Annotated in this window: 23 protein-coding genes and 1 other RNA gene; all 24 read left to right on the top strand. The window is 46.4% G+C overall.

The genetic code is table 11. The annotated features are described in order from the left end of the window. Positions 1-6: 6 nt before the first annotated feature. A complete protein-coding gene (gene eno / locus ACFSUB_RS08760; protein ID WP_380712802.1) occupies positions 7-1,290 on the top strand; it encodes a phosphopyruvate hydratase in 1,284 nt (427 codons plus the stop codon). A 115-nt stretch (positions 1,291-1,405) separates the two neighbouring features. Continuing rightward, positions 1,406-1,657: a preprotein translocase subunit SecG gene (gene secG / locus ACFSUB_RS08755; RefSeq protein WP_380712801.1), complete on the top strand. Its 252-nt coding sequence runs from the start codon at positions 1,406-1,408 to the stop codon at positions 1,655-1,657. A gap of 196 nt (positions 1,658-1,853) precedes the next feature. After that, positions 1,854-2,609 (top strand): alpha/beta hydrolase, encoded by a 756-nt coding sequence (locus ACFSUB_RS08750; RefSeq protein ID WP_380712799.1) that lies wholly within the window; start codon positions 1,854-1,856, stop codon positions 2,607-2,609. Positions 2,610-2,914: 305 nt separating this feature from the next. Further along, entirely contained in the window at positions 2,915-5,221 is a 2,307-nt protein-coding gene (gene rnr, locus ACFSUB_RS08745) for a ribonuclease R (RefSeq protein WP_380712797.1), read from the top strand. Between the two features lie 121 nt (positions 5,222-5,342). Next, positions 5,343-5,816, top strand: a complete 474-nt coding sequence (gene smpB, locus ACFSUB_RS08740) for an SsrA-binding protein SmpB (RefSeq protein WP_380712795.1) — start codon at positions 5,343-5,345, stop codon at positions 5,814-5,816. Between the two features lie 85 nt (positions 5,817-5,901). Next, positions 5,902-6,243: a transfer-messenger RNA gene (gene ssrA / locus ACFSUB_RS08735) on the top strand. A gap of 1,078 nt (positions 6,244-7,321) precedes the next feature. Beyond that, positions 7,322-8,113, top strand: a complete 792-nt coding sequence (locus ACFSUB_RS08730; protein WP_380712794.1) for a hypothetical protein — start codon at positions 7,322-7,324, stop codon at positions 8,111-8,113. A 17-nt stretch (positions 8,114-8,130) separates the two neighbouring features. Beyond that, entirely contained in the window at positions 8,131-8,916 is a 786-nt protein-coding gene (cpaB, locus tag ACFSUB_RS08725; RefSeq protein WP_380712793.1) for a Flp pilus assembly protein CpaB, read from the top strand. Next, positions 8,913-10,037, top strand: a complete 1,125-nt coding sequence (locus ACFSUB_RS08720; protein WP_380712791.1) for an AAA family ATPase — start codon at positions 8,913-8,915, stop codon at positions 10,035-10,037. The genes cpaB and ACFSUB_RS08720 overlap by 4 nt, the downstream gene beginning before the upstream one ends. Next, a complete protein-coding gene (locus ACFSUB_RS08715) occupies positions 10,034-11,386 on the top strand; it encodes a CpaF family protein (RefSeq protein WP_380712790.1) in 1,353 nt (450 codons plus the stop codon). Before ACFSUB_RS08720 ends, ACFSUB_RS08715 begins: the two co-directional genes overlap by 4 nt. Beyond that, positions 11,383-12,315 (top strand): type II secretion system F family protein, encoded by a 933-nt coding sequence (locus ACFSUB_RS08710; RefSeq protein WP_380712788.1) that lies wholly within the window; start codon positions 11,383-11,385, stop codon positions 12,313-12,315. Before ACFSUB_RS08715 ends, ACFSUB_RS08710 begins: the two co-directional genes overlap by 4 nt. A gap of 3 nt (positions 12,316-12,318) precedes the next feature. Then, a complete protein-coding gene (locus tag ACFSUB_RS08705; RefSeq protein WP_380712787.1) occupies positions 12,319-13,260 on the top strand; it encodes a type II secretion system F family protein in 942 nt (313 codons plus the stop codon). A 61-nt stretch (positions 13,261-13,321) separates the two neighbouring features. Continuing rightward, positions 13,322-13,543 (top strand): hypothetical protein, encoded by a 222-nt coding sequence (locus ACFSUB_RS08700; protein ID WP_380712786.1) that lies wholly within the window; start codon positions 13,322-13,324, stop codon positions 13,541-13,543. Between the two features lie 34 nt (positions 13,544-13,577). Beyond that, positions 13,578-13,976, top strand: coding sequence for a TadE/TadG family type IV pilus assembly protein (locus ACFSUB_RS08695; protein WP_380712785.1), 399 nt, complete (start codon positions 13,578-13,580; stop codon positions 13,974-13,976). Beyond that, positions 13,924-14,646 carry a pilus assembly protein TadG-related protein gene (locus tag ACFSUB_RS08690; RefSeq protein ID WP_380712784.1) on the top strand — a complete coding sequence of 241 codons (723 nt, stop codon included), beginning with the start codon at positions 13,924-13,926 and terminating at the stop codon, positions 14,644-14,646. The genes ACFSUB_RS08695 and ACFSUB_RS08690 overlap by 53 nt, the downstream gene beginning before the upstream one ends. Before the next feature lie 24 nt (positions 14,647-14,670). Next, entirely contained in the window at positions 14,671-16,218 is a 1,548-nt protein-coding gene (locus ACFSUB_RS08685; RefSeq protein ID WP_380712783.1) for a hypothetical protein, read from the top strand. Between the two features lie 10 nt (positions 16,219-16,228). Next, on the top strand, positions 16,229-16,534 hold the full coding sequence (locus ACFSUB_RS08680; protein WP_090926699.1) for a hypothetical protein: 306 nt from the start codon (positions 16,229-16,231) through the stop codon (positions 16,532-16,534). A gap of 957 nt (positions 16,535-17,491) precedes the next feature. After that, entirely contained in the window at positions 17,492-17,797 is a 306-nt protein-coding gene (locus tag ACFSUB_RS08675; RefSeq protein ID WP_380712782.1) for a hypothetical protein, read from the top strand. Positions 17,798-17,812: 15 nt separating this feature from the next. Continuing rightward, positions 17,813-18,523 carry an OmpA family protein gene (locus ACFSUB_RS08670; RefSeq protein ID WP_380712781.1) on the top strand — a complete coding sequence of 237 codons (711 nt, stop codon included), beginning with the start codon at positions 17,813-17,815 and terminating at the stop codon, positions 18,521-18,523. Between the two features lie 29 nt (positions 18,524-18,552). Beyond that, positions 18,553-19,563 (top strand): hypothetical protein, encoded by a 1,011-nt coding sequence (locus tag ACFSUB_RS08665; protein ID WP_380712780.1) that lies wholly within the window; start codon positions 18,553-18,555, stop codon positions 19,561-19,563. Between the two features lie 174 nt (positions 19,564-19,737). Beyond that, entirely contained in the window at positions 19,738-20,637 is a 900-nt protein-coding gene (locus ACFSUB_RS08660) for an ABC transporter ATP-binding protein (protein WP_380712779.1), read from the top strand. Further along, a complete protein-coding gene (locus ACFSUB_RS08655) occupies positions 20,630-21,895 on the top strand; it encodes an ABC transporter permease (protein WP_380712778.1) in 1,266 nt (421 codons plus the stop codon). Before ACFSUB_RS08660 ends, ACFSUB_RS08655 begins: the two co-directional genes overlap by 8 nt. A 272-nt stretch (positions 21,896-22,167) precedes the next feature. Further along, a complete protein-coding gene (locus tag ACFSUB_RS08650) occupies positions 22,168-23,151 on the top strand; it encodes a nuclease-related domain-containing protein (protein WP_380712777.1) in 984 nt (327 codons plus the stop codon). Positions 23,152-23,396: 245 nt separating this feature from the next. Next, the gene (locus ACFSUB_RS08645) at positions 23,397-24,839 is read left to right on the top strand and encodes an NAD(P)H-binding protein (RefSeq protein WP_380712776.1); all 1,443 of its coding nucleotides are present in this window, start codon (positions 23,397-23,399) and stop codon (positions 24,837-24,839) included. Positions 24,840-24,853 lie beyond the last annotated feature (14 nt).

Genomic DNA, 24,853 nt, shown 5'->3' with positions numbered 1-24,853 from the left:
GCAGAAATGAGTATGATTACAGACATATACGCACGCGAAGTGCTTGACTCCCGCGGAAACCCTACCGTGGAAGTGGAAGTCTATACAGAAACAGGAGCCTTTGGACGCTCCCTCGTCCCAAGCGGTGCTTCGACAGGAGAACACGAAGCCGTAGAACTGCGCGACGGCGGGGACCGCTACATGGGCAAAGGAGTCCTTCAAGCGGTGGATCACGTCAATGAAGATATTGCACCGGAAGTAATTGGGATGGAAGTGACCGATCAAACCGGTATCGATGACCTGCTGCTGGAGCTTGATGGCACCGACAATAAAGAGAATTTCGGAGCCAATGCAATTCTCGGCGTATCATCGGCTTCCGCGCATGCTGCAGCGGATGACCTCGGCATTCCGCTCTACGAATATCTCGGCGGATTTAACGCCAAGACGCTTCCGGTACCAATGATGAATATCCTGAACGGCGGCGAGCATGCCGACAATAACGTTGATATTCAAGAATTCATGATCATGCCGGTCGGTGCAGAGAACTTTCCACAGGCGCTTCGTATGGGTGCGGAAATTTTCCATAACCTGAAGAAAGTACTGAAAGACAAAGGATACAACACCGGTGTAGGCGACGAAGGTGGATTTGCGCCGGATCTTGGTTCCAATGAAGAAGCGCTGCAGACCATTGTAACCGCCATTGAAAAGGCAGGATACAAGCCGGGAGAAGAAATACAGCTGGCCATGGATGCTGCTTCTTCGGAGATTTATGAAAACGGAAGCTATAACCTGAAAGGCGAAGGCGTCGTGAAGTCGGCGGATGAGATGATTTCCTTCTATCAGGAGCTTGTCGAGAAATATCCGATCGTTTCGATTGAAGACGGTCTGGACGAAAACGACTGGGAAGGCTGGAAGAAGCTTACCGACGCAATCGGTGACAAAGTTCAGCTCGTCGGCGATGACCTCTTTGTTACAAACACCAACAAGCTTTCCCGCGGTATTGAAGAAGGAGTCGGCAACTCCATTCTTGTCAAAGTGAACCAGATTGGTACGCTTACTGAAACCTTCGACGCGATGGAAATGGCAAAACGTGCGGGCTACACAGCTGTTGTGTCCCACCGTTCCGGTGAAACCGAAGACGCTACGATTGCAGACATCGCCGTAGCGGTTAACGCCGGCCAGATCAAAACCGGCGCGCCGTCCCGTACTGACCGGGTGGCAAAATACAATCAATTAATCCGGATTGAAGACGAGCTTGGAAACACGTCCATCTATCCAGGCAAACAGGCTTTTTATAACCTGAACAAATAAGCACTCTGCCACTGGGGGGGGCTGTATCAAAAGATACAGCCCCCCCTCTCTGTTGTTTCTTTTAAGGAATATTTGCCATTGGGACAGGGTTGTGTTACATTAATGGTAGTGTGAAATGGACGTGGAGGTGTCAGGTTTGGAAACGTTGCTTTACGTACTGTTGATTATTGTGTCGCTTTCGCTGATTGCCGTTGTGCTGTTGCAGTCCGGCCGGAGCGCAGGTTTATCCGGAGCTATTTCCGGCGGAGCAGAGCAGATGATCGGGAAACAGAAAGCACGCGGGGTGGAAGCCTTTTTAAGCCGTGCCACTGTCGTACTGGCTGTACTGTTTTTTGTGCTTACTCTGCTACTTGGTTACTTTCTGTAAACAGAAAATATCGTATGCCGATAAACGAAAGCAGCGGGATCCACACAGTTCCTGCTGTTTTTTTATGCTTTGCAGGCGAATCCGGTGCAGCTCAACGTAAAAGCTTTTCTTTTGAAGAAGGGGCTTGAATCGCGTAAAACAGGGTATATTGATACCTGGAAGATAGGAATCATAGAGAGAGAAAGGGGAACCTACGATGAAAATAGTGCCACCAAAACCATTTACCTTTGAAGGAGGAAACCGGGCTGTGCTGCTGCTTCATGCATTCACAGGAAATTCAGCGGATGTCCGGATGCTTGGCAGGTTTCTGCAGAAAAAAGGATACACCTGCCATGCACCGATTTTATCCGGTCACGGTGTTCCTCCGGAAGAATTGATGGAAGCCGACACAGACGCCTGGTGGTATGACGTCGAAAAGGCAGTGGAATACCTGAAAAACGAAGGCTATGAAGAAATTGCCGTGGCAGGCCTTTCCCTGGGTGGTCTGATGACGTTGAAGGCGGGATACATGTTTGATTTGAAGGGTATCATACCAATGTGCGCCCCTGCCATTACAACAGACAATAAAGAGCGTCTCTACCAAGGTGTACTTCAGTATGCGCGTGATTTCAAAAAAATGGAGGACAAAGACGAAGAGCAGATTGAAAAGGAAATGGCATCGTTTGAAGAACTGCCGGTCGACACGCTCTACTCCATCAATGAAACGATCGACGAAGTGAAAGATTCCCTCGATATGATTTACACACCGGCTTTTGTCGTCCAGGCCGTGCAGGATACGATGGTGCATCCTGAGAGCGCAAATGTCATTCATGACAATATCGCCTCCGATGATAAAACATTGAAGTGGTACGAACATTCCTCCCACGTTATCACTCATGGTCCGGAAAAAGAACAGCTCCATGAAGACATTTATCAGTTTCTGGAGCGGCTGGACTGGGAATCAGACAAATAGAATAAAAAAATGCTTATCAGCACGGCTTTTGATTATGCAAATATAGGAAGCGTTTCGTTGGACTCCGCCTTTCCTGCCTGCTTTCCGCGGGCGTCGCCTCAGCTACCGGGAAAATCACCCGGTGATCTTCGGCTGACGCTTCTCCCGCTGGAGTCGGGCAGACGGCTCCATCCAACGAAAAAGAAGGGGGATACATGCTTTGATCACAGATGTCCCCTCCTCATAGAATCCTTTCCCATTCCTTTATATGGTAAATCAACAGGCGTGGCTTATCAGATCATACGATACGAAAGGAGATGAACCAGATGGATGAGCAAGAGAAGCAGCAATTACTGCAATATATGAAAGAAGAAGCCGTCAAACCGATGTCGGTCGAAGAAATACAGGAAGCCTTTGAGATGACAGACGGCGAAGCAACGAAACAATTGATGAAAGCCTTAAATGAAATGGAAGAATCTGGCGATATCGTACGCACCCGCAGCAACCGTTACGGCATTCCGGAAAAGATGAACCTGTTGAAAGGGGAAGTACAGAGCCATCAACGCGGCTTTGCCTTTATTCTGCCGGAAAACAAGGAAGAAGCGGATGTGTTTGTGCCGGCGCATGAACTGAACGGTGCCATGAATAAAGATACCGTGCTCGTGCGTGTGCAGCAGAAATCCTCGGGTTCCAAACCCGAAGGTGCCATCGTCCGTATTCTCGAGCGCGGCGTCAGCAAAGTGGTGGGAACGTACATCGATAACCGCTCTTTTGGTTTTGTGGAAGTGGACGATAAACATATCAACAATGATATCTTCATTCCACAGGACGCTGAAAATGGTGCTGTGGACGGTCATAAAGTGGTCGTGGAAATTTCGAAATACCCGGAAGGCCGTTTCAGCGCAGAAGGAAAAGTCGTAAATATCATCGGGCATAAAAATGATCCGGGCGTTGATATTCTAACGATTATCCACAAACACGGGCTTCCGGGTGACTTTCCGGAAGAAGCGCTGGATCACGCCAATAACACACCGGATGAAATTAAATCCGAAGAAATAGCACAGCGCCGGGACCTGAGGGACGAAACGATCGTCACTATTGACGGGGCCGACGCGAAAGACCTGGACGATGCGGTGCAGGTGAAGAGACTTGATAACGGGAACTACAAGCTCGGCGTCCACATTGCCGATGTGAGCTATTACGTGGAGCAGGGTTCCCCGATTGATACAGAAGCCTACGATCGCGCGACGAGTGTGTATCTCGTGGACCGGGTTATTCCGATGATTCCGCACCGGCTCTCCAACGGCATCTGCAGTCTGAATCCACAAGTCGACCGCCTCACCTTGTCATGTGAAATGGAAATCAACGAAAAAGGAGAGGTCGTGGATCACGACATTTTCGAGAGTGTCATCCGCACGAATGAACGCATGACGTACAGTGACGTGCGCCTTATTCTGGAGCAGCAGGACGAAGAAACAAGAGAAAAATACAGCAGTCTCGTACCGCTTTTTGAACAGATGGAAGAGCTTGCAGCAATTCTAAGGGAAAAACGGTTCGCACGCGGCGCCATCGATTTTGACTTCAAAGAAGCGGAAGTGAAAGTCGACGAGGACGGAACACCGCAGGACGTGGAACTTATCGACCGGTCTGTGGCGGAGCGGTTGATTGAAGAGTTTATGCTCGCAGCCAACGAGACAGTGGCTGAGCACTTCCACTGGATGAATGTGCCGTTTATCTACCGTGTGCACGAAGACCCCGATTCCGAGAAACTCGAACGGTTTCTTGAGTTTGTTACCAATTTCGGCTACGTCGTAAAAGGAACGGCTAACACCATTCACCCAAGCGCGATGCAGAAAGTGCTCGATCAAGTAAAAGGAGAACCGGAAGAAGCAGTGATTAATACGGTGCTGCTTCGCTCGATGCAGCAGGCCCGCTATGATGCGGACAACCTCGGCCACTTCGGGCTGGCTTCGGATTTCTATACGCACTTCACGTCGCCGATCCGCCGTTATCCGGACCTGATTGTCCACCGTCTGATCCGCGAATACCTCGTAAAGAAGAACCTCGATGGGAAGACAAAAGAAGCCTGGAGGGAAAAACTTCCCGACATCGCCAAGCATTCCTCGGAAATGGAACGCCGCGCGGTCGATGCCGAACGCGAAGTCGATGACGTGAAAAAAGCGCAGTACATGAAAGATAAGGTTGGCGAAGAATTCACTGGATTCATCAGCGGAGCGGCCAACTTCGGACTGTTCGTAGAGCTTGAGAATACCATCGAAGGCATGGTCCACATCAGCTATCTCACGGACGACTACTACCACTATGATGAAAAACAGTACGCGCTCATCGGAGAACGGACCGGGAATATCTACCGCATCGGCGATCAGGTTGAGGTCCGGGTGCTGCAGGTCAATCTCGACGAAGCGGATATTGATTTTGAAATCGTCGGCATGAAACCACCGAAAAAACGGAAGAAAAAAGACAGTCCAACCGTTATTGAAGGCGGCGACCGCTCCAAAAAAGAAAACCCGACAGCAAAGAAGGGGAAACAAAAAGGTAAAAACAACAACGGGGACAATAAATCTTTTTACCAGAATGCCCCGAAAAATAAAGGGAACAAAAAGAAAAAATAACCGCCTCCTCGGCGCAGGACATGCCTTTCATTCGGAAAAGGTGGAAGCGGTCCTGTGTTGACGGTTTTTATCCTGTTTTGCTACGATATAGAAATGACGAAGTAAAGTAGGTGAACGGGAGATGGCGACAAAAACGGAATCAAGAGTACTCGCGCAGAACCGCAAAGCGAGTCATGACTTTTTTATCGAAGAAACGTATGAAGCCGGGATGGCGCTGAAAGGTACGGAGATTAAGGCAATCCGCGCGGGCAGAATCAACATCAAGGACAGTTTCGCGAAGGTGGATAACGGGGAAATATTTCTTCATAACGCCCATATCAGTCCTTATGAACAGGGGAACCAGTTCAACCACGATCCGCTCCGGACGCGGAAACTGCTGCTGCACCGCCGGGAAATCAACAAGCTGATCGGCAAAAGCCAGGAACCCGGCTATTCGGTTATACCGCTGAAAGTGTACATTAAGCGCGGTGTCGCTAAAGTATTAATTGGCGTTGCGAGAGGGAAGAAGAAATACGACAAACGCCAGGCTCTTAAAGAAAAAGATGCCAAACGCGAAATGGACCGGGCGGTACGGCGCCAGATGAAAGGGGAATAACCCCTTGCATCTGTGTGTGTATGTGTTATAATAAATTGTCCAAAGGAGATTTGAACGTATCTCCTTTCTTTACAAATGGGGACGACACGGCTTCGACAGAGATAGGTCGAGGCTGAGTTGCGAGCCGAGCTGGGCAGGCCTCGAAAAAGGCCCACGCCAATAATAACTGGCAAACAAGAAGAAAACCTCGCAGTAGCTGCATAAGCAGTTTTCTGCGGATCCCGCTCTCCATCGCCCATGTGGAGTGATACGGGGTCTCACTAATAGTGGGCTACGCTGTCCAGCCACCGTCTGAGGCTGGCAGAAGAGACCAATCAGACTAGCCCTGCAGCGGCTTGTCACTAAGCCAAAGCAGCGGCGAATCATAATATAGTGACTACGCTCGTAGAAGCTCAGTCAGCGATATCTCTGGACGTGGGTTCGATTAGTAACTAGTCGCCTTATGTGGCAACACATAAGTGAATAATCCGGCTTAATCGGTGAAACCTGATACTGCAGATACGGCAGGATGGCAACACCGAGCGGTATGAGGAGTAATCCTTCAGCCGTGTATCGACTTATAGGCCGCCTTCCGAGTGGTACTAGGATACGGAATACTGCAATGACGCAAATTTACATTCCGTATAATACGCCGGGGAACCTGAACTTTTCAGGTTCAAGATATAGTCAGTGCCATAGCGAAAGCATGGAATTACACGTCCCACCGTCTCCACCATACATACGAATGAACTGAATTAAAGCATAAGTGTTCCTTTTGGGATGCTTATGCTTTTTTGGTTTAGGTCAAATGGAACGTTCCCAGAAGCAACATGGATTGCAGCCAGTGATGCATTTGTGGCGTTCATTCGCTGCAGAGATGTACCGGCAGTCAGTGGCTGCGCAAGCTTACTGAGCTTGAAACGTAAAGTTTGGCGGAATATCCCACTTACTACGAAAGAAGCACTTTTATTAAAACCAACACCATTTGGCTTGGTTAAAGGTATATTTTCCTGCACCTTTAAAAAAGACCCATGACTTTTAGAACAATAAACAAAACGGAGAAAAAGCAGGGCAGGCCGCGCCCTGCTCTTTTTTTTGCAAATTAGTGAGTGTCGGATATTGTAATAGAAGTGACGAAAAAAGGTAAAAAGTATCAAATATAAAAAGAGATAATAGTCGTATCACCTATTTTACGTTAGTGCCATTTCGTATCCATTATTTTCTTATCAAATTACAGTAACAGCCCGTTCCATGAAGGAAATGTAAGATTAAATATTCCAGCAATGAAAATAGTTATAAAATGAAAACTATTTAAATGAGAAATAAATCACTGGCAGTTACATATTTTTATTGTTTCGTAAGATGTATGTCCAATGTCTTATTTTTATCACCAAGAAACATCTCTTTAAGAAAAATGAATTGAAGGAAAACCTTTCCTGTGATAAAAATATCTATTAGGTTGTATCCATTCATGACTGCTTTTTTAAGGTGACTATTATATACATACATAATTGAGGATGATAAACATGCTTATTGTATTGGACGAGACTATTGGATTCAGCTCTCTGCCTTTTCAGGTTGAAAACGATATTTCCTACGTTATAAAGCCTGCGAAAACGAAAAAGCCAAACCAGACGTTTGAAGAGTATGTAAAGGATCAATCTTCGACTGTATTTTCTAAAAACCTGCGATTTTCCCCGTATTCTATGGAAGACGAGATTGAATTCTTTTCCAACGTTTTTCAGCATGATTCGACCGCTGATCTGGTTATTTATTTTTATGACCCCTCTTATACGAATCATCCGGTGATCCGCCGTGTGCAGAATGTTTTTCAGCCGGACAGAAAGCTGTATCCGCTGCCTGCTGCACTGAATAGAGCAGAAACGCTTTTTATTATGAACCAACTGGTAAAGAAAAAAGAGCAGTTTTCAACCATAGGCCTTACATACCAAGAGCTTAGACAACACATAAAATCGTGGACAGCTGGTGCCTCTGGATGGGTGTTCACACCAAATATTAAATCAATCTTTAAGAAACGAACATTACATAAAGTCTATCGAAAGAAAAAGCAGGACATGTATACCCAGGTCCGCATTCATGACTCTGGTAAGTTGGAAGCTCGAAAGAAAGACACCCTGTATGCGCTTTGGGACGATGTAAAGGAAGACACGGATAAAAGCAATACCTGGGTGGTGACAAAAGCGACGGAAATGTCTTTGGAAGAGATGCCTGCCTATGCATTGAAAGATGAAGCTTTTCCGGTAAATGTACCGTATGTGCAAATGTTTGAACCTGCCAAACGGCATCAATCAACATGAATGGGAGATGAAACAACATGCTGGATGCGAAAAGGAAGGCAATGATTTTTCTTGCTGCTGGTTTTATATTGGCTGTATTAGCAACGGCTCTTATTCTAAATGAAATAAGAAATGTTCAGGCCTCACTGGGGGAAACGATTGAGGTAGCAGTGGCAGATGAGGATATTCCAACGTATACAGAAATCAATGAAGACATGATCTCATGGGAAGAGGTTCCTGCTTCGACCGATATTTCATCTTATGTAAGAGAAGCATCAGAAATGGAAAGTTCAATCAGTATCGTTCCGGTAAAACAAGGAGATCTAATGACAAAGAACATTTTACGCTCAACCGTCGATGTACCAGACGATCAAAGGGTCGTGTGGCTGAATGCGACGGAGAATGTAGTACTGGACCAGGCGGTTGCAGAAGGAGATCAAGTCGATATTATCGTTTCTTATTCATCCTCTAATTCTGACCAACGTACGAGAAGGTTGTTTACTTCGGTGGATGTGGTACAGCGGACAGAACCAGACGAAGAGGAGGACATACCAGCTAGTATCAAAGTCTCGTTACCGATAGAAGAGGCGGAAGATTTGATTCATTATCAAAACACAGCCGAACAAATACGTGTCCTTCTTGTCAATCAAGTACAGACAAATCCAAATGAAAATCCTCAAGCACCAAGCGGAAACGAAGAGCAGGAGGCAGGCGATGAGGAAGAAACGAGTGAGAATCAAGAAGCCGGCAATGAGAACGAAAATACAGATGAAACAAATAACGAAAACGGGAAGCAGCAGGAAGAAAGGAAGGCAGAATCTTGAGTACATATAGAGCTGCAATCTTAACAAACAACGAGCAACTCAAACAGCCGCTCAAAGAGCAGTTGGAAAACAAAGATATGGACGTTGATACAGGCGGGATAACCATCGATGAATCATCGCTTTATCATTTTTTGTTCGTTGGAGAAGATGTCTTTGACAGGCAAAGTCCGGACACGTTTCAACGGGCTTCCGTATGTATTGGGCTGCTTCAGGAACGTTCATTTGAAAATGTAAGGTATTGGATGAAACAGGGTGTTGAAGATGTTGTTCTCATGCCGGATGAATGGGAGCGGATTGATGAGCTGATAGAATACGGATTGGAAAAAATCGAACAAGCGACGACGATTACCAGAGGGAATTCGATTGGAGGAGAGGTGCTGGTTTTTTACAGCGCAAAAGGAGGCAGTGGAAAAACGCTTCTTTCATCTATGATTAGCCAATGCCTCAAAACCCAGTACGACAAAAGCGTTCTTCTTCTCGATTTAAATGCTCAGTTTGGATGTGTAGAAGGGTTGATGGCATTAGAACCTGTTCGGAATTACAGTGACCTTCTGCCTGTGTTAAATGAACTTTCGATTCACCACATTTATAACGTGACGACCGAGCAGGAACAAACCGGACTTGAGGTATTGACCGGTCCGTCTGATCCTGAAAAAGCAGAAGAAATAACAGAGGAATTAGTACGAAAGGTCATTCAACTGTGCAAAGAACATTATGACTATGTCATTGTAGATGTTCCTTCTTTCTTTCAGACCGTTACATATACTGCGCTCAGTGAAGCGACAAAAATCTATTATTCGTTAACACCGGATACGATGGCGATTCGCACGTTTAAACAAACAAAAGCCTTACTTGATCGATTGCAGCTTACAGCTAAGGACAACTTCCAGTTCATCATAAATAAGACAGAATCAAAGAACGAGATTACAGAAAAAGATATTAAAAATATTGTTGGTATAGAAGCTGCAGGAAAAGTAAGAGCTGACTTTTACGGGATTCAGCCGTTCATTAATATGGGACTTCCTTTTTACACGAAAAAAGGGAAAGTCAATCAAACGAAACTTACCGTGGATATCAACCGTTTCGTTCAAAAGAACCTTGTAAAGGTGAAAGGAAAGTGATTGCTGTGTCTTGGCTGGAAAAAGTTCAACAACCTTCGTCTTCAAAGGAATGGACGAACACAGACAAAGATGCGATCAAAGATACGACTGTTGACCGCTGGGTGAGGCACTATAAAGACAGGTTAATTAAAGAAGCAAATTTAGAAGAAATTATTACGCTTCCCCCTGTGGAAAAAAAGCAGAGCATTGAGCGCCTGGTGTCGCAAATGATTGAGGAAGAAAAAGTAATTATTCCAAGTCACGACATGAACCAGATTATCCAGCAGCTCATTCACGATTCGGTCGGTTTCGGTCCGTTGGAATCGTTACTGGAAAGAGATGATATTACGGAGATCATGGTAAATAGTCCAGATGATATTTACATTGAACGACAAGGGAAACTGGAAAAAACATCAGTCCGCTTTAAAAACGAAGAACATATCCATCACATCATCGACCGGATTATCGCACCAATTGGGAGAAGAATTGATGAAAGTTCACCAATGGTAGATGCGCGTCTTCCAGATGGAAGCCGGGTGAACGCAGCCATTCCTCCTGTCAGCATCGACGGTCCAATCATTTCCATTCGTAAATTTAACAAAGACCCGTTTTCTTTGCAGGATTTAGTTGACTTTGGAACGTTAAATGAAAAGATGGGTAAGTTTTTAGAGACTTTGGTGAAAGCAAAAACCAATATACTCGTCTCCGGGGGGACGGGAAGCGGGAAAACAACTCTTTTAAACGTTCTGTCAGAATCAATTCCGGAAGGCGAACGGATTGTTACGATTGAAGACATGGCGGAGCTTCGTTTTAACTACGACAACCTCGTCCGCATGGAAGCACGTCCGCCTAATATGGAAGGAGAGGGTGCCATTACGATTAATCACCTCGTGAAAAACGCGCTTCGCATGAGACCGGATCGGGTGATTGTCGGGGAAGTCCGTGGTTCTGAGGCATTGGATATGCTCCAGGCTATGAATACCGGACATGAAGGGTCACTGACAACCGTTCACGCTAATTCTCCGAAAGACGCCCTTGGACGCTTGGAAGCGATGGTGATTATGTCAGGGCTGCCGCTGACAGTAGATGTTATCCGCGATTATTTTGTCGGTGCTCTTGATGTGATTGTGCAGACAGAGAGATTAATGGATGGAACGCGCAGAGTTGTCGCTATTTCTGAAGTGTTTGAAGAAGATGGAGAGATTCGGATTCAGGAAATCTTTCGTTTTAAACAGATGGGTTTTTCCGATCAAGGAAACGTGGCCGGTTACTTCGAAGCGGCAGGTTATGTTCCAAAAATCTCAGAACGTCTGCGGGCCTATGGACAAGCATTGCCGGATGCCTTCTTTAAAGAGGGGGAACTGGCATGATGATTTTATATCTTGTACTCTCGCTTGCCGGCTTTTCGTTTGTGGTTTTTCTTTATTACATCGTGAAAATGTACCGGATGGCCAAACCCCGAAAAAGGGTGAAAACGTGGTTTCACACGCAGGACGAAGAAAAACGAAGAAGTTTTATTTTTCTATTAGGTGACCGATTTGATGAGTCGTTAATAGCGGAGGGACTGGATAAGAAGTTAAAACAAGGGGCCGTCCCGATAATGCCCTCCGAATATGCCGCCATCTGCATTGTACTTTTCTTCCTTTTATGGTTTGTAAGCCGTTTTGTACTAGTGCTTATGTTCCCGGTTGATCTTGTCGTCGCTTATGTGGTGGTGAAAATCGGTTCCAATGTGTATTTGAAAACGAAGCGTGAAAAACGTTCCGAGGCATTTAATCAGCAGCTTCCGGATATTTGCCGAATGATCGGTAACACGGTGAAGGCAGGACTAACCTTGCAGCAGGGAATTGCCATGACGGGCAAAGAATTAAAAGCGCCCGCTGGACCGGAATTTGCGAAAATGTCCAGACAGTTAAGCTTAGGTGACAGCTTCGAGCGCGTGATCCACCGCTTTGTCGAACAAGTGAACAGCCGTGAAGTAAAAGTGATGATGAACACGGTGCTCATTCAACGCCGCATCGGCGGGAATTTAGCAGAGGTTATGGACGTGATGGCCGGGACGCTGGAAGAAAGAGGGAGGGTCTACAAAGAAATAAATGCCGTGACAGCAGAATCAAAATATGTCGCGCTTATATTACCGCTTTTACCGATAATAACAGCCATTATGCTGAATTTAATTATTCCCGGATTTTTGAATCCGCTGTTCACCCTGCCCGGTCTTGTTTTAATGGTCATTTTTGCCATCGTATTAGCTATTAGTAACTACGCAATCAAAAAGGTCACGAATATAAGGGTGTAGCCAATGAATGATGCGATACTAAGCTTTGCCTTTCTGCTTATAGCCGGGGTGCTGTTTCTCTTGTTAATCGGCTTTATTTATATATGGATGGCCGTTGCAAAAAAACAGCAGTTCTACAGCTATGTAGGGACAAAAGAAAAAAAGAAAAAGCGGAAAAAGTCATGGAAGGAACTACTGATGGCACCTTTAGTGAAAGGCGCAGTCTATCTTGGTCCAACGGCCGTTAAGTATCCGTTATTCGGAAAACACGAACAGTATGAACGTTTGCTTGCTAAAGCGGGAAATCCATTTCAGCTGCAGCTGCAGGATTTTTATGGGATGCGCTATATCCTTGGGATTTCTGCTTATGTGTTTGGCTGGATCTATTTTATACTCGGCTTTCCATTCGCTGTTTATTTACTGATACTGTTTCCTGTGGCGATGTTTTTCGCGCCGGATGTTTGGCTTCGGGTGAAAGCAAAAGAAAGACAGGAAACAATCAGCATGGAAATTCCAGATTTTCTTGATGTCGTAAGTGTTTCGCTGCAGGCAGGTGCGTCCCTTGATGGAGCGATGCAGCAAGTAGCCAAGCAAATGGGAGGGCCGCTCGGGGAAGAAATCGAACGCCTCGGAAGTGAAGTTAATCTTGGCGTACCACGGGTGACAGCTTACGAAAACCTGCTGTACCGAAATGATGCACAAGAGCTGGAGATGCTGATTCAATCATTAATTCAGGGAGGTGATCTTGGAGTTCCAGTATCCCGTACATTCCGAGTGCAGGCAGATGATCTAAGAAACACCAGAGGTTTTCGCGCAAAAGAAAAGGCAGCAAAGGCCAGTCCGAAAGTGACAGTGATTACAACGCTGACCATTGTACCTTCTGTATTTATACTCGTTGTTGGTCTGCTTTTCTTAAACTTCCTGTATAACCCTGAGGTATTCGGCCTCGATATTTTCTTAAACTAAGAGAAGCTGCAGCTGAATGGAACAGAAGTCAAAACTGAAAACAATAAGGAGTGGATGAATCATGGTAAGCATGTATGTGAAAGTACAACAATTCTTCAGAACGTATATGGACAATGAAAAAGGATCGGTATCGCTGGAATGGATCATGCTGGGACTGCTGGGCGTAGCATTGGTTGGTATGGTTGTAACAAGTTTAAATGATATGGAAGGTAATAACACGATTGCAAGTGCGATTATAGACAAGATTGCAGAGTTTGTTGAGAGTATAGGATCCGGAGAATAAGAAGTGAAAGAAAATACATGGAGGTGATGATGGGATGCGGCATCTATTAAAATACGTAAAAAATGAACGAGGATCTCAGCTTGTTGAATTCGTCGCTGCATTTCCCCTCATCATCTTTGCCTTCTTATTTGTTTGGCAGATGGCGTTGGCAGCGTACACGGTAGTTGTTGCAGAAGGAGCAGCGCGTGATGGAGCAAGAGTTGCCTCGGTTTCCGGTGAATACGACGACATAGAAACGAGTGTGCATAACTCAGCCGGAGGGCTTGAAGTTCTTCATATTTCTAAGGATGTGATGTCTAGTTCCTATGGAGAGGAAGTCAGCGTTAATGTGGATGTTGCCCTGAAAACGATTAATGTCCCATATGTAGGTGAGTTGGATTATGAAATTACCGGAAGCGCCACGATGCCTTATGAATCTGAAGAAGATGATTAAATCGCAGCTTTCTTATGCACGAAATGAACGGGGAAATGCAATGATGTTGTCCCTTTTTATTGTCATATGCTTTGTTTTTCTTGCTTTTGTATTTTTTGATATATTTTCTACCTATGCATATAAAAATACCGGTCAAAACGCAGCAGATGCCGCAGCAGTCGCTGCTTCCAGCGAGGCAAAAGATATCTATGACGAAGAATTATCGGAACGCCTTGAAGAAGAGTTCAGCTCTTTTGCCAAGGAAGTAAGAGAGGCGGCACAAGATAAAGAGGTGAGTATCCGTGAGGAAGCAGAGAGCAGAGGCGCGCCCGACGTGGTCGTAGATAAAATCATGGATGACGATGTTACGTTAACGAATGAAGCACTGCTCTTCTTTTTTACCGATGCAGAAATAACTAACATAATGTGTGGCGCTATTAAAGACAATTGGTCCGATATTGAAGACAAAGCCAATTATTTCGCTCAGGAAAATGGAGCGAAGGAAGTCATTGAAATGAAGTTTCCGTATGGACAATCATTTGAAATATTTGCATCGGTCAATACTGAAACGACTTTTGTCACAGTGCCGGATCAAGCATTTGCACCAGGGGAAAGAAACATTCGTACCGAAGCGTCCTCTGAGATTCCAATATTGGAAAACGTTCAATTTCAATATGGTTCATGCCATTAATAATTGAAGACAGGAGGGGTGATTTTGACCGTTTTATACAAAACCGCAGCTATTCTAATGGTGTTATGCATGATCTTTCGCCTGGCTGTTCCTGTTCATACCACATTTGCATCTGACATAGAGTTTGAATATGAAGAAGAAGCTCCGAAATTAACTCAAACAGAAAATCAAGGAAGAGATACCGGGTTTTCCGGAGGCAATCATGGTGGTGGAGACATACCCGGTGGAAATCCAGGAGACCATTCCCCCGGTTTTTGGGAAAGTCTCTGGAGCTGGGGAAAAGAAACCGTTAAAGAAGGCGGCAGCACGGTTGCGGAATTCATAGGCGACAAAGGTGAATCACTTGGAGATTTTGTTGGGAACGCAGGTGAATCGCTGGGAGATGCGGTATCAGAAATCGCCCCGAATCTCGGTGAGAAAATAAAAGAGTACAGCGGGCAGATGGAAGGCATTATTAAAGGCCTTACCAACCCTGATTCAATAGGAGATTTTCTGAAGTCATTAGGGGAAGGGCTGTTTGCACTCTCCCCCGCCGGCATGAGCATGATGTTTGCTGATTTGTTATCAAGTGGTGCGGTTGACGCGTGGAATGCAGCGCCTGACTGGGTCCAGGGATTACTCAAAGGACTCGGAGTTGGATTAGCAATTGCCGGTGCCATTATCGGCGGTGCGCTCCTGCTCGGCATTGGGGGCACAGCGCTTGCTATCCTGGCAGGAATTGGAGCACTTGGTGCTGCGATTTATGGTGCGATTGTCGGTGGAGATAACTTTAATGCGCTCACCGCCGGCGCCATTGCATTGGGAACCGTGTTCATTCCACTGGGAGGATATAGTGCTGGAGCACTGCTCAGTACACGGACAGCGATCATGTTGGGAACAAGATCCCACCTTGCGCTCAGTAGGTTTACCGGATGGGCGATGACAAAATTATCAGCCGGCTGGGCAAGTCTTTCCGGAGTTTTTGGTCAAATGAAATGGGGGGCTATTGTCGGGGGAGGTATACCCTCTCTTCAACATTTTGCTATTTTATTAGAAGATCCTTCAGCCTTTGACATGAAAAAAGCGTTGGTGGACATCACAGCAGGTACTTTAACTGGCGGGTCCCTGGCTGTACTGGGCAGCGGATTTATGGCTCCTGGTCTAGCGAACAAATTGAAGAGGGTATTCACAGCTTCCGGAATAGGAGGAGGTGCTTCTACCCTTGGTGACTGGGCTCTTGGCGATGGGTTGACCCTCTCATCATTTCTCACCGGTGCGTTGATTACTGCTATCTTCTTCCCATTGGGATCTTATTCGACGACCATGGCTAATCAAACGATTGGAAAAACGATGACCTCAACACAAAAGAAAAATTTGAATATTGCTGTCGATGTTATCAATGGTTTCAAACAGACCGCATTCACCAACACTTTCAAAAAACCAATAATGAACGGGTTTCATAAACTGGGTGATATGTTCTCTAATGGCTGGAACCGTTTGATGGATGGAAACGTAAGCAATGTCGACCACACCGATACGGAACAGCTTCAGCATGACATCGATGAAAAAACCAATAGTCGTTCGCGAGGATAGGAGGGTACCTATGTTAGTGAGGGTATTAAATGTATGTGTTGTTTTGTTTATTTGTATGATAGTTACTGCCTTTTCTATAGCTGGTTTCACGCCAGAGGTTGCAGAAAACCTCTTTACCATTTCATGGTTGAGTGTATCCATGAGAATTTTGATATTTATGGTATGGACCGGTACAGTGACGAATGCTGTTCGCAAGTATTACAAGGAAAACCAAGTGAGGCTTGTTCACTTTCGGATTGGCCTGTTGGTAACGATAGTTGGTCTTTTGTTCTTTGAATGGAAAAACGGCTGGCCGATTATCAGTTCAATTTTCTAGTTTGTTCGTCTGTCGTGAACACTTTAAATAAGCAGAGGTAAAGCGGCAGCCTCCCTGTTGAAGATGTAGCCTGCGCCGATACAGAATCAACTTCAACATAACATCGATGAAAACAAATAGCCGTATAGGGGATGGGTATGTTAGTGAAGATATTAAATGTATGTGTTGTCTTATTTTTTGGTATAGGGATTGCTTTTTTGGTTTTAGGAAGTATCAATTCGTAGTTGGGGATGTTTACCATTTCATGGTTCAGCATCTTTATGAGGCTGTTTATGTTGATATTAATGATTGGTGCGATGACCAATTTGTTCCGGATGCATAAAAAGAAGACCAAGTGAGGCTTGTTCACTTTCGCAATGGTGTATTGGTAACTATATTCGGAATGTTATTTTTTGACTGGAAAAATGGTTGGCCGATCATGAACTCGTTGTTTTAGTGTTGTATTCGTTGTCAGGCACTTAAGTGGATTGTGCAGCGGATGTACGCTTTTACCGGAGCAGATAGGTGGGGCTAAAGTTGGTAAAAGTATTAAATGTATGTGTTGTTATATTTATTGGTATGGCAGTTATTTCCTTTTCTATGGCTGGTTTTACGCCAAGTGTGGCAGAAGACTTATTTACTATTTCATGGTTGAGTGAATCCTTGATGATTTTGCTATTTATAGTAGGTATAGGATCAATTACCAATTTCGTTCGCAAGTATTTTGAGGAAGACCAAGTGAGGTTTGTCCACTTTCAGACTGGCCTATTGATAATGATAGTAGGCCTTTTGTACTACGAATGGAAAAACGGGTGGCCGATTATCAGTTCATATTTCTAGTATGTTCGTCTGTCGTGAACACTTTAAATAAGCAGAGGTGAAGCGGCAGCCTCCCTGTTGAAGATGTAGCCTGCGCCGATACAGAACCAACTTCAACATAACATCGATGAAAACAAATAGCCGTATAGGGGAATACGTATGTTAGTGAAGATATTAAATGTATGTGTTGTTATATTTATTGGAATGGGAGTTATTTCCTTTTTTATGGCTGGTTTCATGCTAGAGGTAGCAGAAGACCTCTTTGCCATTCCATGGTTGAGTGTATCCTTGAGGATTTTGCTATTTATAGTAGGTATAGGATCAATTACCAATTTCGTTCGCAAGTATTTTGAGGAAGACCAAGTGAGGTTTGTCCACTTTCAGACTGGCCTATTTATAATGATATTCGGTCTTTTGTTCTATGAATGGAAAAACGACTGGCCGATTATCCGTTCATTTTTCTAAAACAGGGAGGATATGATGTTAAAAAAATCAGGAATGCCGTTCCTTTTACTCGTGATAGTCTTAGCTGCGTGCGCCGGAGAGGATGATTCTGATTCATCCGGTGAGTCTGCACCCGACACGGGGGAAGAAGCGCAGGAGCAGGAGTCAGCCGATGAAGCGCAGCCGGAAGAGGAAGAACAGAAAGCAGAGGAAGAAGAGGAGGAAAAAGATAACGAAGAAGACTCTGGTTCTTCTTTTGATTATTCACCTCCCGATGTGTCTGCTCCTGAAGTATCTGCACCTGAAGTGTCTGCACCTGAAGTATCAGCTCCTGAAGTGAGTGCGCCGGAGATCACCGTTCCAGAAGTAGGGGTGAGTATGGGAGAGCAAATCACGATTAACGTGCCGGATCATCTCCTGTTTGACTTTGATGAGTCTACGCTTCGTGATGATGCACTGGCTTTACTGGAAGAAATCAGCGGGGAGCTGGAGCAATATGAAGCAGGGGAAGTCAAGATTCATGGGCACACCGACAACCAGGGAGAGGCGTCATACAATCAGCAGCTCTCCCAGGAACGTGCAGAAGCGGTCGAGGCTTACTTTTTAGAAGAGGAAACGATGGACGATTTTACCTTTTCCACGAAAGGATTTGGGGAAACGGAACCGGTTGTCTCCAATGATACCGAAGAAAATCGTGCGAAGAACCGCCGCGTGGAAATAATTATTAAACCAGAAGAGACGGAATGAAGCTTTGAAGCTGGAGAGAGGGGAAGACGATGGGAAAAAACAGTTTGCTTTTTATGAGTCTGCTAGTGTTCGTTGTTGGAGGAACCGCTTGCAGTTCAGAAAATCCGGCAGCAACAGAATCTTCTGATCAGACAGAAACAGAGGAGGACGTAACGGAGAAGCAGGAAGAAGGCAGTACAAAAGAAGAAAAAGGGATGGAAAATCAGGGGGATCCTCGAGTGGACATAAACGGGGAGATTGTGTTCAGCTGGGATAATGATGCCGTCCAAATCGAAGGAACAACCAACCTAATACCGGGCGCGGATTTGACTGTAAGCTTTGATGCGGTGAAAAACATATTGTTTTCGAACTGGACAAACATCACGGTGGAAGAAGATGGATCTTTTTCCGGTGAAGTGGACTATCCGAATGTTGATGAACCACTGGATCTCATGATTACATACAGCCCGGACGATCAAAAGGAAGAAATGGTAGAAGCTTATGGTGAATACGGAGAAAACCTGGAAGGACCGTTTGTTCGAATCGATCCGGATGAAGAACGGGAAAATGGCGAACCAAAGCATATTCTTTACACCGATTACGTTCTGGGGGAAGAAGATCAAACGATAACGATAGAACCTCCTGGTAACGAGCCGCCCGAAGATTATGGAGAGATGGAGGCATGGCTGGACTTTGACGCAGAAAGAGAAGGTGACTTTGTATACATAGAAGGACAGAGTAACATTCTGCAAGGTGCGAAGATACTAGCCAGTATTGATGCAGATAACTACATTATTTCGGGTTATAACGACTACGACTATGTTCGGCCGGACGGAAGTTTCCGGATGCGGGCACCTATTCCAGGGGAAGACAATCTGGGTGAAGACGCTGATCCGTACGTCAATGTGGCGATGAGGGCATTTGAACAACCACCCTACATTCAGGAAGTGTACGGGGAAACGGGAGGAAATCTGCAGGGGTCGATGGTCGAAGAAACATCAACCGATTGGTATGAAATTGCCAAGGAAGTTAAAATATCTGAGTTGTCCGGTTCAGAATAAATGATGGTCTGTTTCATTGTGTAAAAGCTTAACGTTATAATAGAGGGAATGAAAATAAAGGGAAGAAAATCGGCAGATGGATAATCTGCCGGTTTTTGCGTTCAGCCGCTTTGAAACAAAACCTTCTCTTGTGCGTAGAAGTATAGTATAAAGGAAGAAGAAGGAGGGGCGCCGATGACGCTGACACTGGATCACATTACGAAAACATTTGGAGAGACGACAGCGGTTCGTGATCTTTCGCTCGAGATTCCGGAGGGAGAGATTTTCGGCATGCTCGGGGCAAACGGTGCCGGGAAAACAACAACGTTCCGTATGATTATCGGACTGCTTGAAGCGACAGAAGGAGAAGTATACTGGAACGGCGGCAGAATGACATATGCGGGCAGCGGCATGATCGGGTATCTTCCCGAAGAGAGAGGCCTGTATCCGAAACTGACCGTCCGGGACCAGTTGATATATCTCGGGCGGCTTCGCGGCATGAAGAAAGCGGATATTGTGAAACAACTGGAAGGCTGGCTCGCGCGGTTTCAGGTGCCGGATTATATGGATCAGAAGGTGGAAGAGCTGTCGAAAGGGAATCAACAGAAAATCCAGTTCATCTCCGCGGTGATTCATCAGCCGAAGCTGCTGATCCTGGATGAGCCGTTTTCCGGTCTGGATCCTGTCAATGTGGAACTTTTGAAGCAGGCGGTGCTGGACGTCAAGAAGATGGGCACAAGTATCGTCTTTTCTTCCCACCGGATGGAACATGTCGAGGAATTGTGCGAGCATGTCTGCATATTGCAGCATGGACATCCGATTGTACATGGCAGTCTGAAAGAAATCAAACGCTCCTACGGGAGAAAAAATCTCCGCATCCATGCTGATTTTGATCTTGGTTATCTGAAAGAGGTGGAGGGTGTTGTAACCTTTGCCGAGGTGCCGGACGGATACGTGCTGCAGATCGACCGGGAAGAGACGGCGGAACATATTTTCCAGACGCTCCAGGGCAGAGGATTTGTACGCCGATTCGAACTGGAAGAGCCTTCATTGAATGATATTTTTATTGAAAAGGCGGGCACGTCGTATGAATAAATTTGGTATTATCTTAAGTCATACGTATCTTACCAGGGTAAAAGCCAAATCCTTTCTCATTACGACCATTATCACTGTTCTGTTCATTTTTCTTGCGGGGAATATGCCGTCGATCCTGTCTTCCTTTGGTGGAAGCGGAGGAGAAGACGCCGGCCAGCGTGTGGCGGTGCTGGATGAGACCGGGGACGTTTTTCCGGATTTGCGAAACAATATGCAGAACACAGGTGGAAATGTAACGCTCCAGCGTTATGAAGGATCGGAGGCAGAAGCCAAAGAGGAGGTAAGAGGCGGCACATTCGATGGCTTCCTGAACATTACGATGCCAAGCGGCGAGCCGCAGGCGGCGTATTTTTCGATGCAGGGCAATTCCTCCGCGTTGTCCCAGAGCCTGCAGCAGGCATTGCAGCCGGTGAAAGTGAACATGGCGGCAGCGGACGCCGGCGTGGATCCGGCGGTGGTGGAACAGCTCACGTCTCCGGTCGTTTTTGACACATCGGCGCTTGAGCAGGATCAGGGTGCGCAATCGGCGGAGGAACAAAACAGCGCCCGCGGTATTGTGTATGTGATGCTGTTCTTATTGTATTTATCGGTTATTATGTACGGCAACATGATTGCGATGGACGTCGCGAACGAGAAATCATCAAGGGTCATGGAAATCCTGGTCTCGAGCGTCTCTCCGGTGACGCAGATGTTTGCCAAAATTGCAGGAATCGCACTGCTCGGTCTTACGCAATTCGGCATCATCCTTGCAGCAGGCTACGTGATGCTTCAGACGAATCAGAACCAGCTGACGGGCGGCGTGTTTCAGTATTTCGGTCTGCAGCATGCGGAAGCCGGTACGTTCATTTACGCGATTATCTTCTTTTTGCTCGGTTATCTATTGTATGCAACAATGTCGGCGACTATTGGTTCTCTTGTGAGCCGCACCGAAGAAGTAAACCAGTTAATGGCGCCGCTTATTTATCTCATCATGATTGCGTTTTTCATCGCGATTTTCGGACTGAATGCACCGGATAATATGCTTGTGACGGTCACGTCCTTCATTCCTTTTTTCGCACCGATGATCATGTTTTTGAGGGTGACGATGCTGGAGGTGCCGATATGGGAAACCGCTTTGTCGTTCGGGCTGCTGATCGGCACCATTCTCTTACTGGCGGTGGCCGGCGCCAGAGTCTATAAAGGCGGCGTGCTGCTGTACGGGAAATCCAATTCCCTGAAAGACGTGAAGAAAGCCCTGCAGTTATCGAAAAAAGAATAAATGTGACAGATCCCGCTGCGAGGACAGCGGGATTTTTTTGGTGTGGGGTGGTTGGTGGTTTGTGGTTTGGCGGATAAAGCACGTGATTTGACGGATATTCCATGCACAACAGCTGATAAAAAGCAGAGTTTGGCGGATAACGCCACAGCTGGCGGGTAATGCCCCTTATTCCGCGGATAACCACCTTGAAACGACGGATACATTTCACGACAGAATAAATAAAGGAGAATCCTCGTTAAAAGTCGAATAATAGAAAGGACAAAACGAAAGAGGTGATTCACCTGATTAAAAAAGAACGACAAATCCCGTGGAAAATCAGAAAATGGGAAGCGCTGCTGCGGCGTCTGCCGGCTGCTCATCCGGAGCGGGCGAAACTGGAGGAGCAGCTTGCCATCAGTCGGGCCGGTTACCGCGGAGAAGCATCGATAGACTATTATCTGGCTTTTCTGCCGCCGGGTGATTGCTATATTCTGCATGATCTCCGACTGCCCGGTGAACGGGACACTTTTTTTCAAATCGACACCCTGCTGATCACCCCACATTTTCTTCTTATCCTTGAGGTCAAAAATATAGCGGGGACATTGTATTTTGACCGTGATTTTCAACAAATCATACGCACGCTGCATGACAAAGAAGAAGCGTTTCCCGATCCGATGCTGCAACTTCAGAGACAGCAGAGTCAGCTGCAGAACTGGTTGATTCGTCACAAACTTCCCCAGGCACCGGTTCCGGGGTTTGTTGTCATCAGTAATCCGTCTGCTGTACTTAAAACCGATCCCGCGCACCGAGATATTTACCATTCTATTATCCGGGCGGCCGCTCTTCCCCATACGTTCGACTCTCTCCAGAAAAAATACGGGGCTGTTACTCTTACAAAACAGCAGATGCAGAAAATTTCCCGTAAATTAATGAAACACCACCAGGATCATATCCCGGATATTCCGAATGAAGTAGATCCGCGTCTTTTACTCTCCGGCGTACACTGCCCGGACTGTTATCATCTGCCGCTGCCGAGACAGCGGGGCAGGTGGTACTGTCGTGTCTGTCATTCTTTGCATCCCCGGGCTCATATTCCATCTCTCATCGATTATCTTCTTCTTCACAAATCCACCATCACCAATAAAGAATTCCGTACCTTTATGAAGCTTGAATCCCCGGATGTTGCCTACAAACTGCTCTACCATCTAGATCTTCCGCACTCAGGGTTTAATAAAAATAGGACGTATACGTTATCGCTGGAGGCACTCCGCGGATAAAGCACTTGATTCCGCGGATATTAAATGCACAACGACGGATAATGAGCGGAGTTTGACGGATAACGCGGGCGGTGGCGGATAACAGGCGTGTTTTGACGGATAACTAGACGAATTTGGCGGATATTCACTTCCATTCAGCGGATAAAATGCTGCTGCCGGATCTTCAGAAAAGATCACTTGTCTAAATTGGAGCATAGACGGGTATAGAGGTGGTATACACTATACCGATAAAGGAGTTCCCCCCTATGACAGCCACCAATCGAAGACCGGTAATTGCATTAACCGGTGCCAGCGGCTATATTGGGCGGAATCTGCTGAAGCAGCTCACCCCTTATGCCGATATTATCGCTTTGTCCCGAAACGGCGATGATAAAGAAGACACCGAACATGTGACGTGGCGCTCGTGTGATTTGTTCTCGATGGCGGACGCGGAGAAAGCGCTGGAAGGGGCGGACTATGCGTATTATCTCGTTCATTCCATGAAACCGTCGGCCAAATTGACGCAGGGCACATTTGAAAATATGGATGTCATTCTGGCGGACAATTTCGCACAGGCCGCTGAAAAGCAGGGAATCAAGCAGATCGTCTACTTAAGTGGACTCGTCCCCGATGCCGATCACCTCTCCCGCCATATCCGGAGCCGCCTTGAAGTAGAACAGGTGTTATCTTCCTATCAAGTGCCGGTGACGACACTTCGGGCGGGGTTGATTGTCGGACCGAATGGGTCGTCGTTCCCGATTCTTGCTAAAATGGTCAACCGTCTTCCCGTGATGCTGCTTCCGAAATGGACGAGAAAAAAGACGCATCCGATCTATATCGGTGACATGCTGGAATCGCTCGTCCGCTGCGCAGGCTGGATGGATCTTTATGACCGCTCGATTGACGTCGGCGGTCCGGAAGTGATGACCTACAAAAACATGTTAACAGAGACGGCGGAAGTCATGGGAAAACAGCCGAAAATGATTCCGGTTCCTTTCATGACCGTGAACTTATCCAGGCTCTGGGTCAGTCTTGTGTCGAACTCGCCGAGGGAAATGGTATATCCGCTGATTGAAAGTCTGATTCACCCGATGATCGCGAGGCCGGAAAATATGGTAAGCGGCATCAGCGCGGGATCGACCCCATTCCGGGAAGCGGCCCGCAAATCCCTGGAAGAGAAGCAGCAAAAACACCCCGCCGCCCGGTTGAAAGAGCTGACCATTCCAGATATCGACAACGATGTACGGTCTGTACAGCGGATTCCGCTTCCGCACGGCAAAACAGCACTATGGACGGCGCATTACTATGCCGAGTGGCTCTCGCGTAAAATCCATCCGCTGCTCAGCGTTCAGGATGATTTCGACGGTGTCATAAAGATACGGTTCCGCGGCTGGATCCTGCTCGAACTTCATCATTCGGCAGACCGCAGCCAGCCGGACCGTGCCCTTTTCTACATCACCGGCGGGCTGTTTGATGATAAAGCAGAGAATGAACGAGGCAGGCTGGAATTCCGGAAAATCCCGGGCAGGCAGGAATGCATCATTGCCATCCATGACTACATGCCGTCGCTGCCGTGGTTTTTGTATAAATACACGCAGGCGAAAGCCCACCGCTTTGTGATGTACCGCTTTCGACGCCATCTCGAAAAAGAAGAGATAAAGCACGGGACGGCGCGGCTTCCATTACTCGTGCAGGGCCGCCATCGATAAATCAATAGACGACG

This window comes from Salibacterium lacus (genome assembly GCF_042684865.1).
GTDB lineage: Bacteria > Bacillota > Bacilli > Bacillales > Marinococcaceae > Salibacterium > Salibacterium lacus.
The sequence above is the reverse complement of the archived record's forward strand: the minus strand, read 5'-3'. Positions and strand labels throughout refer to the sequence as shown.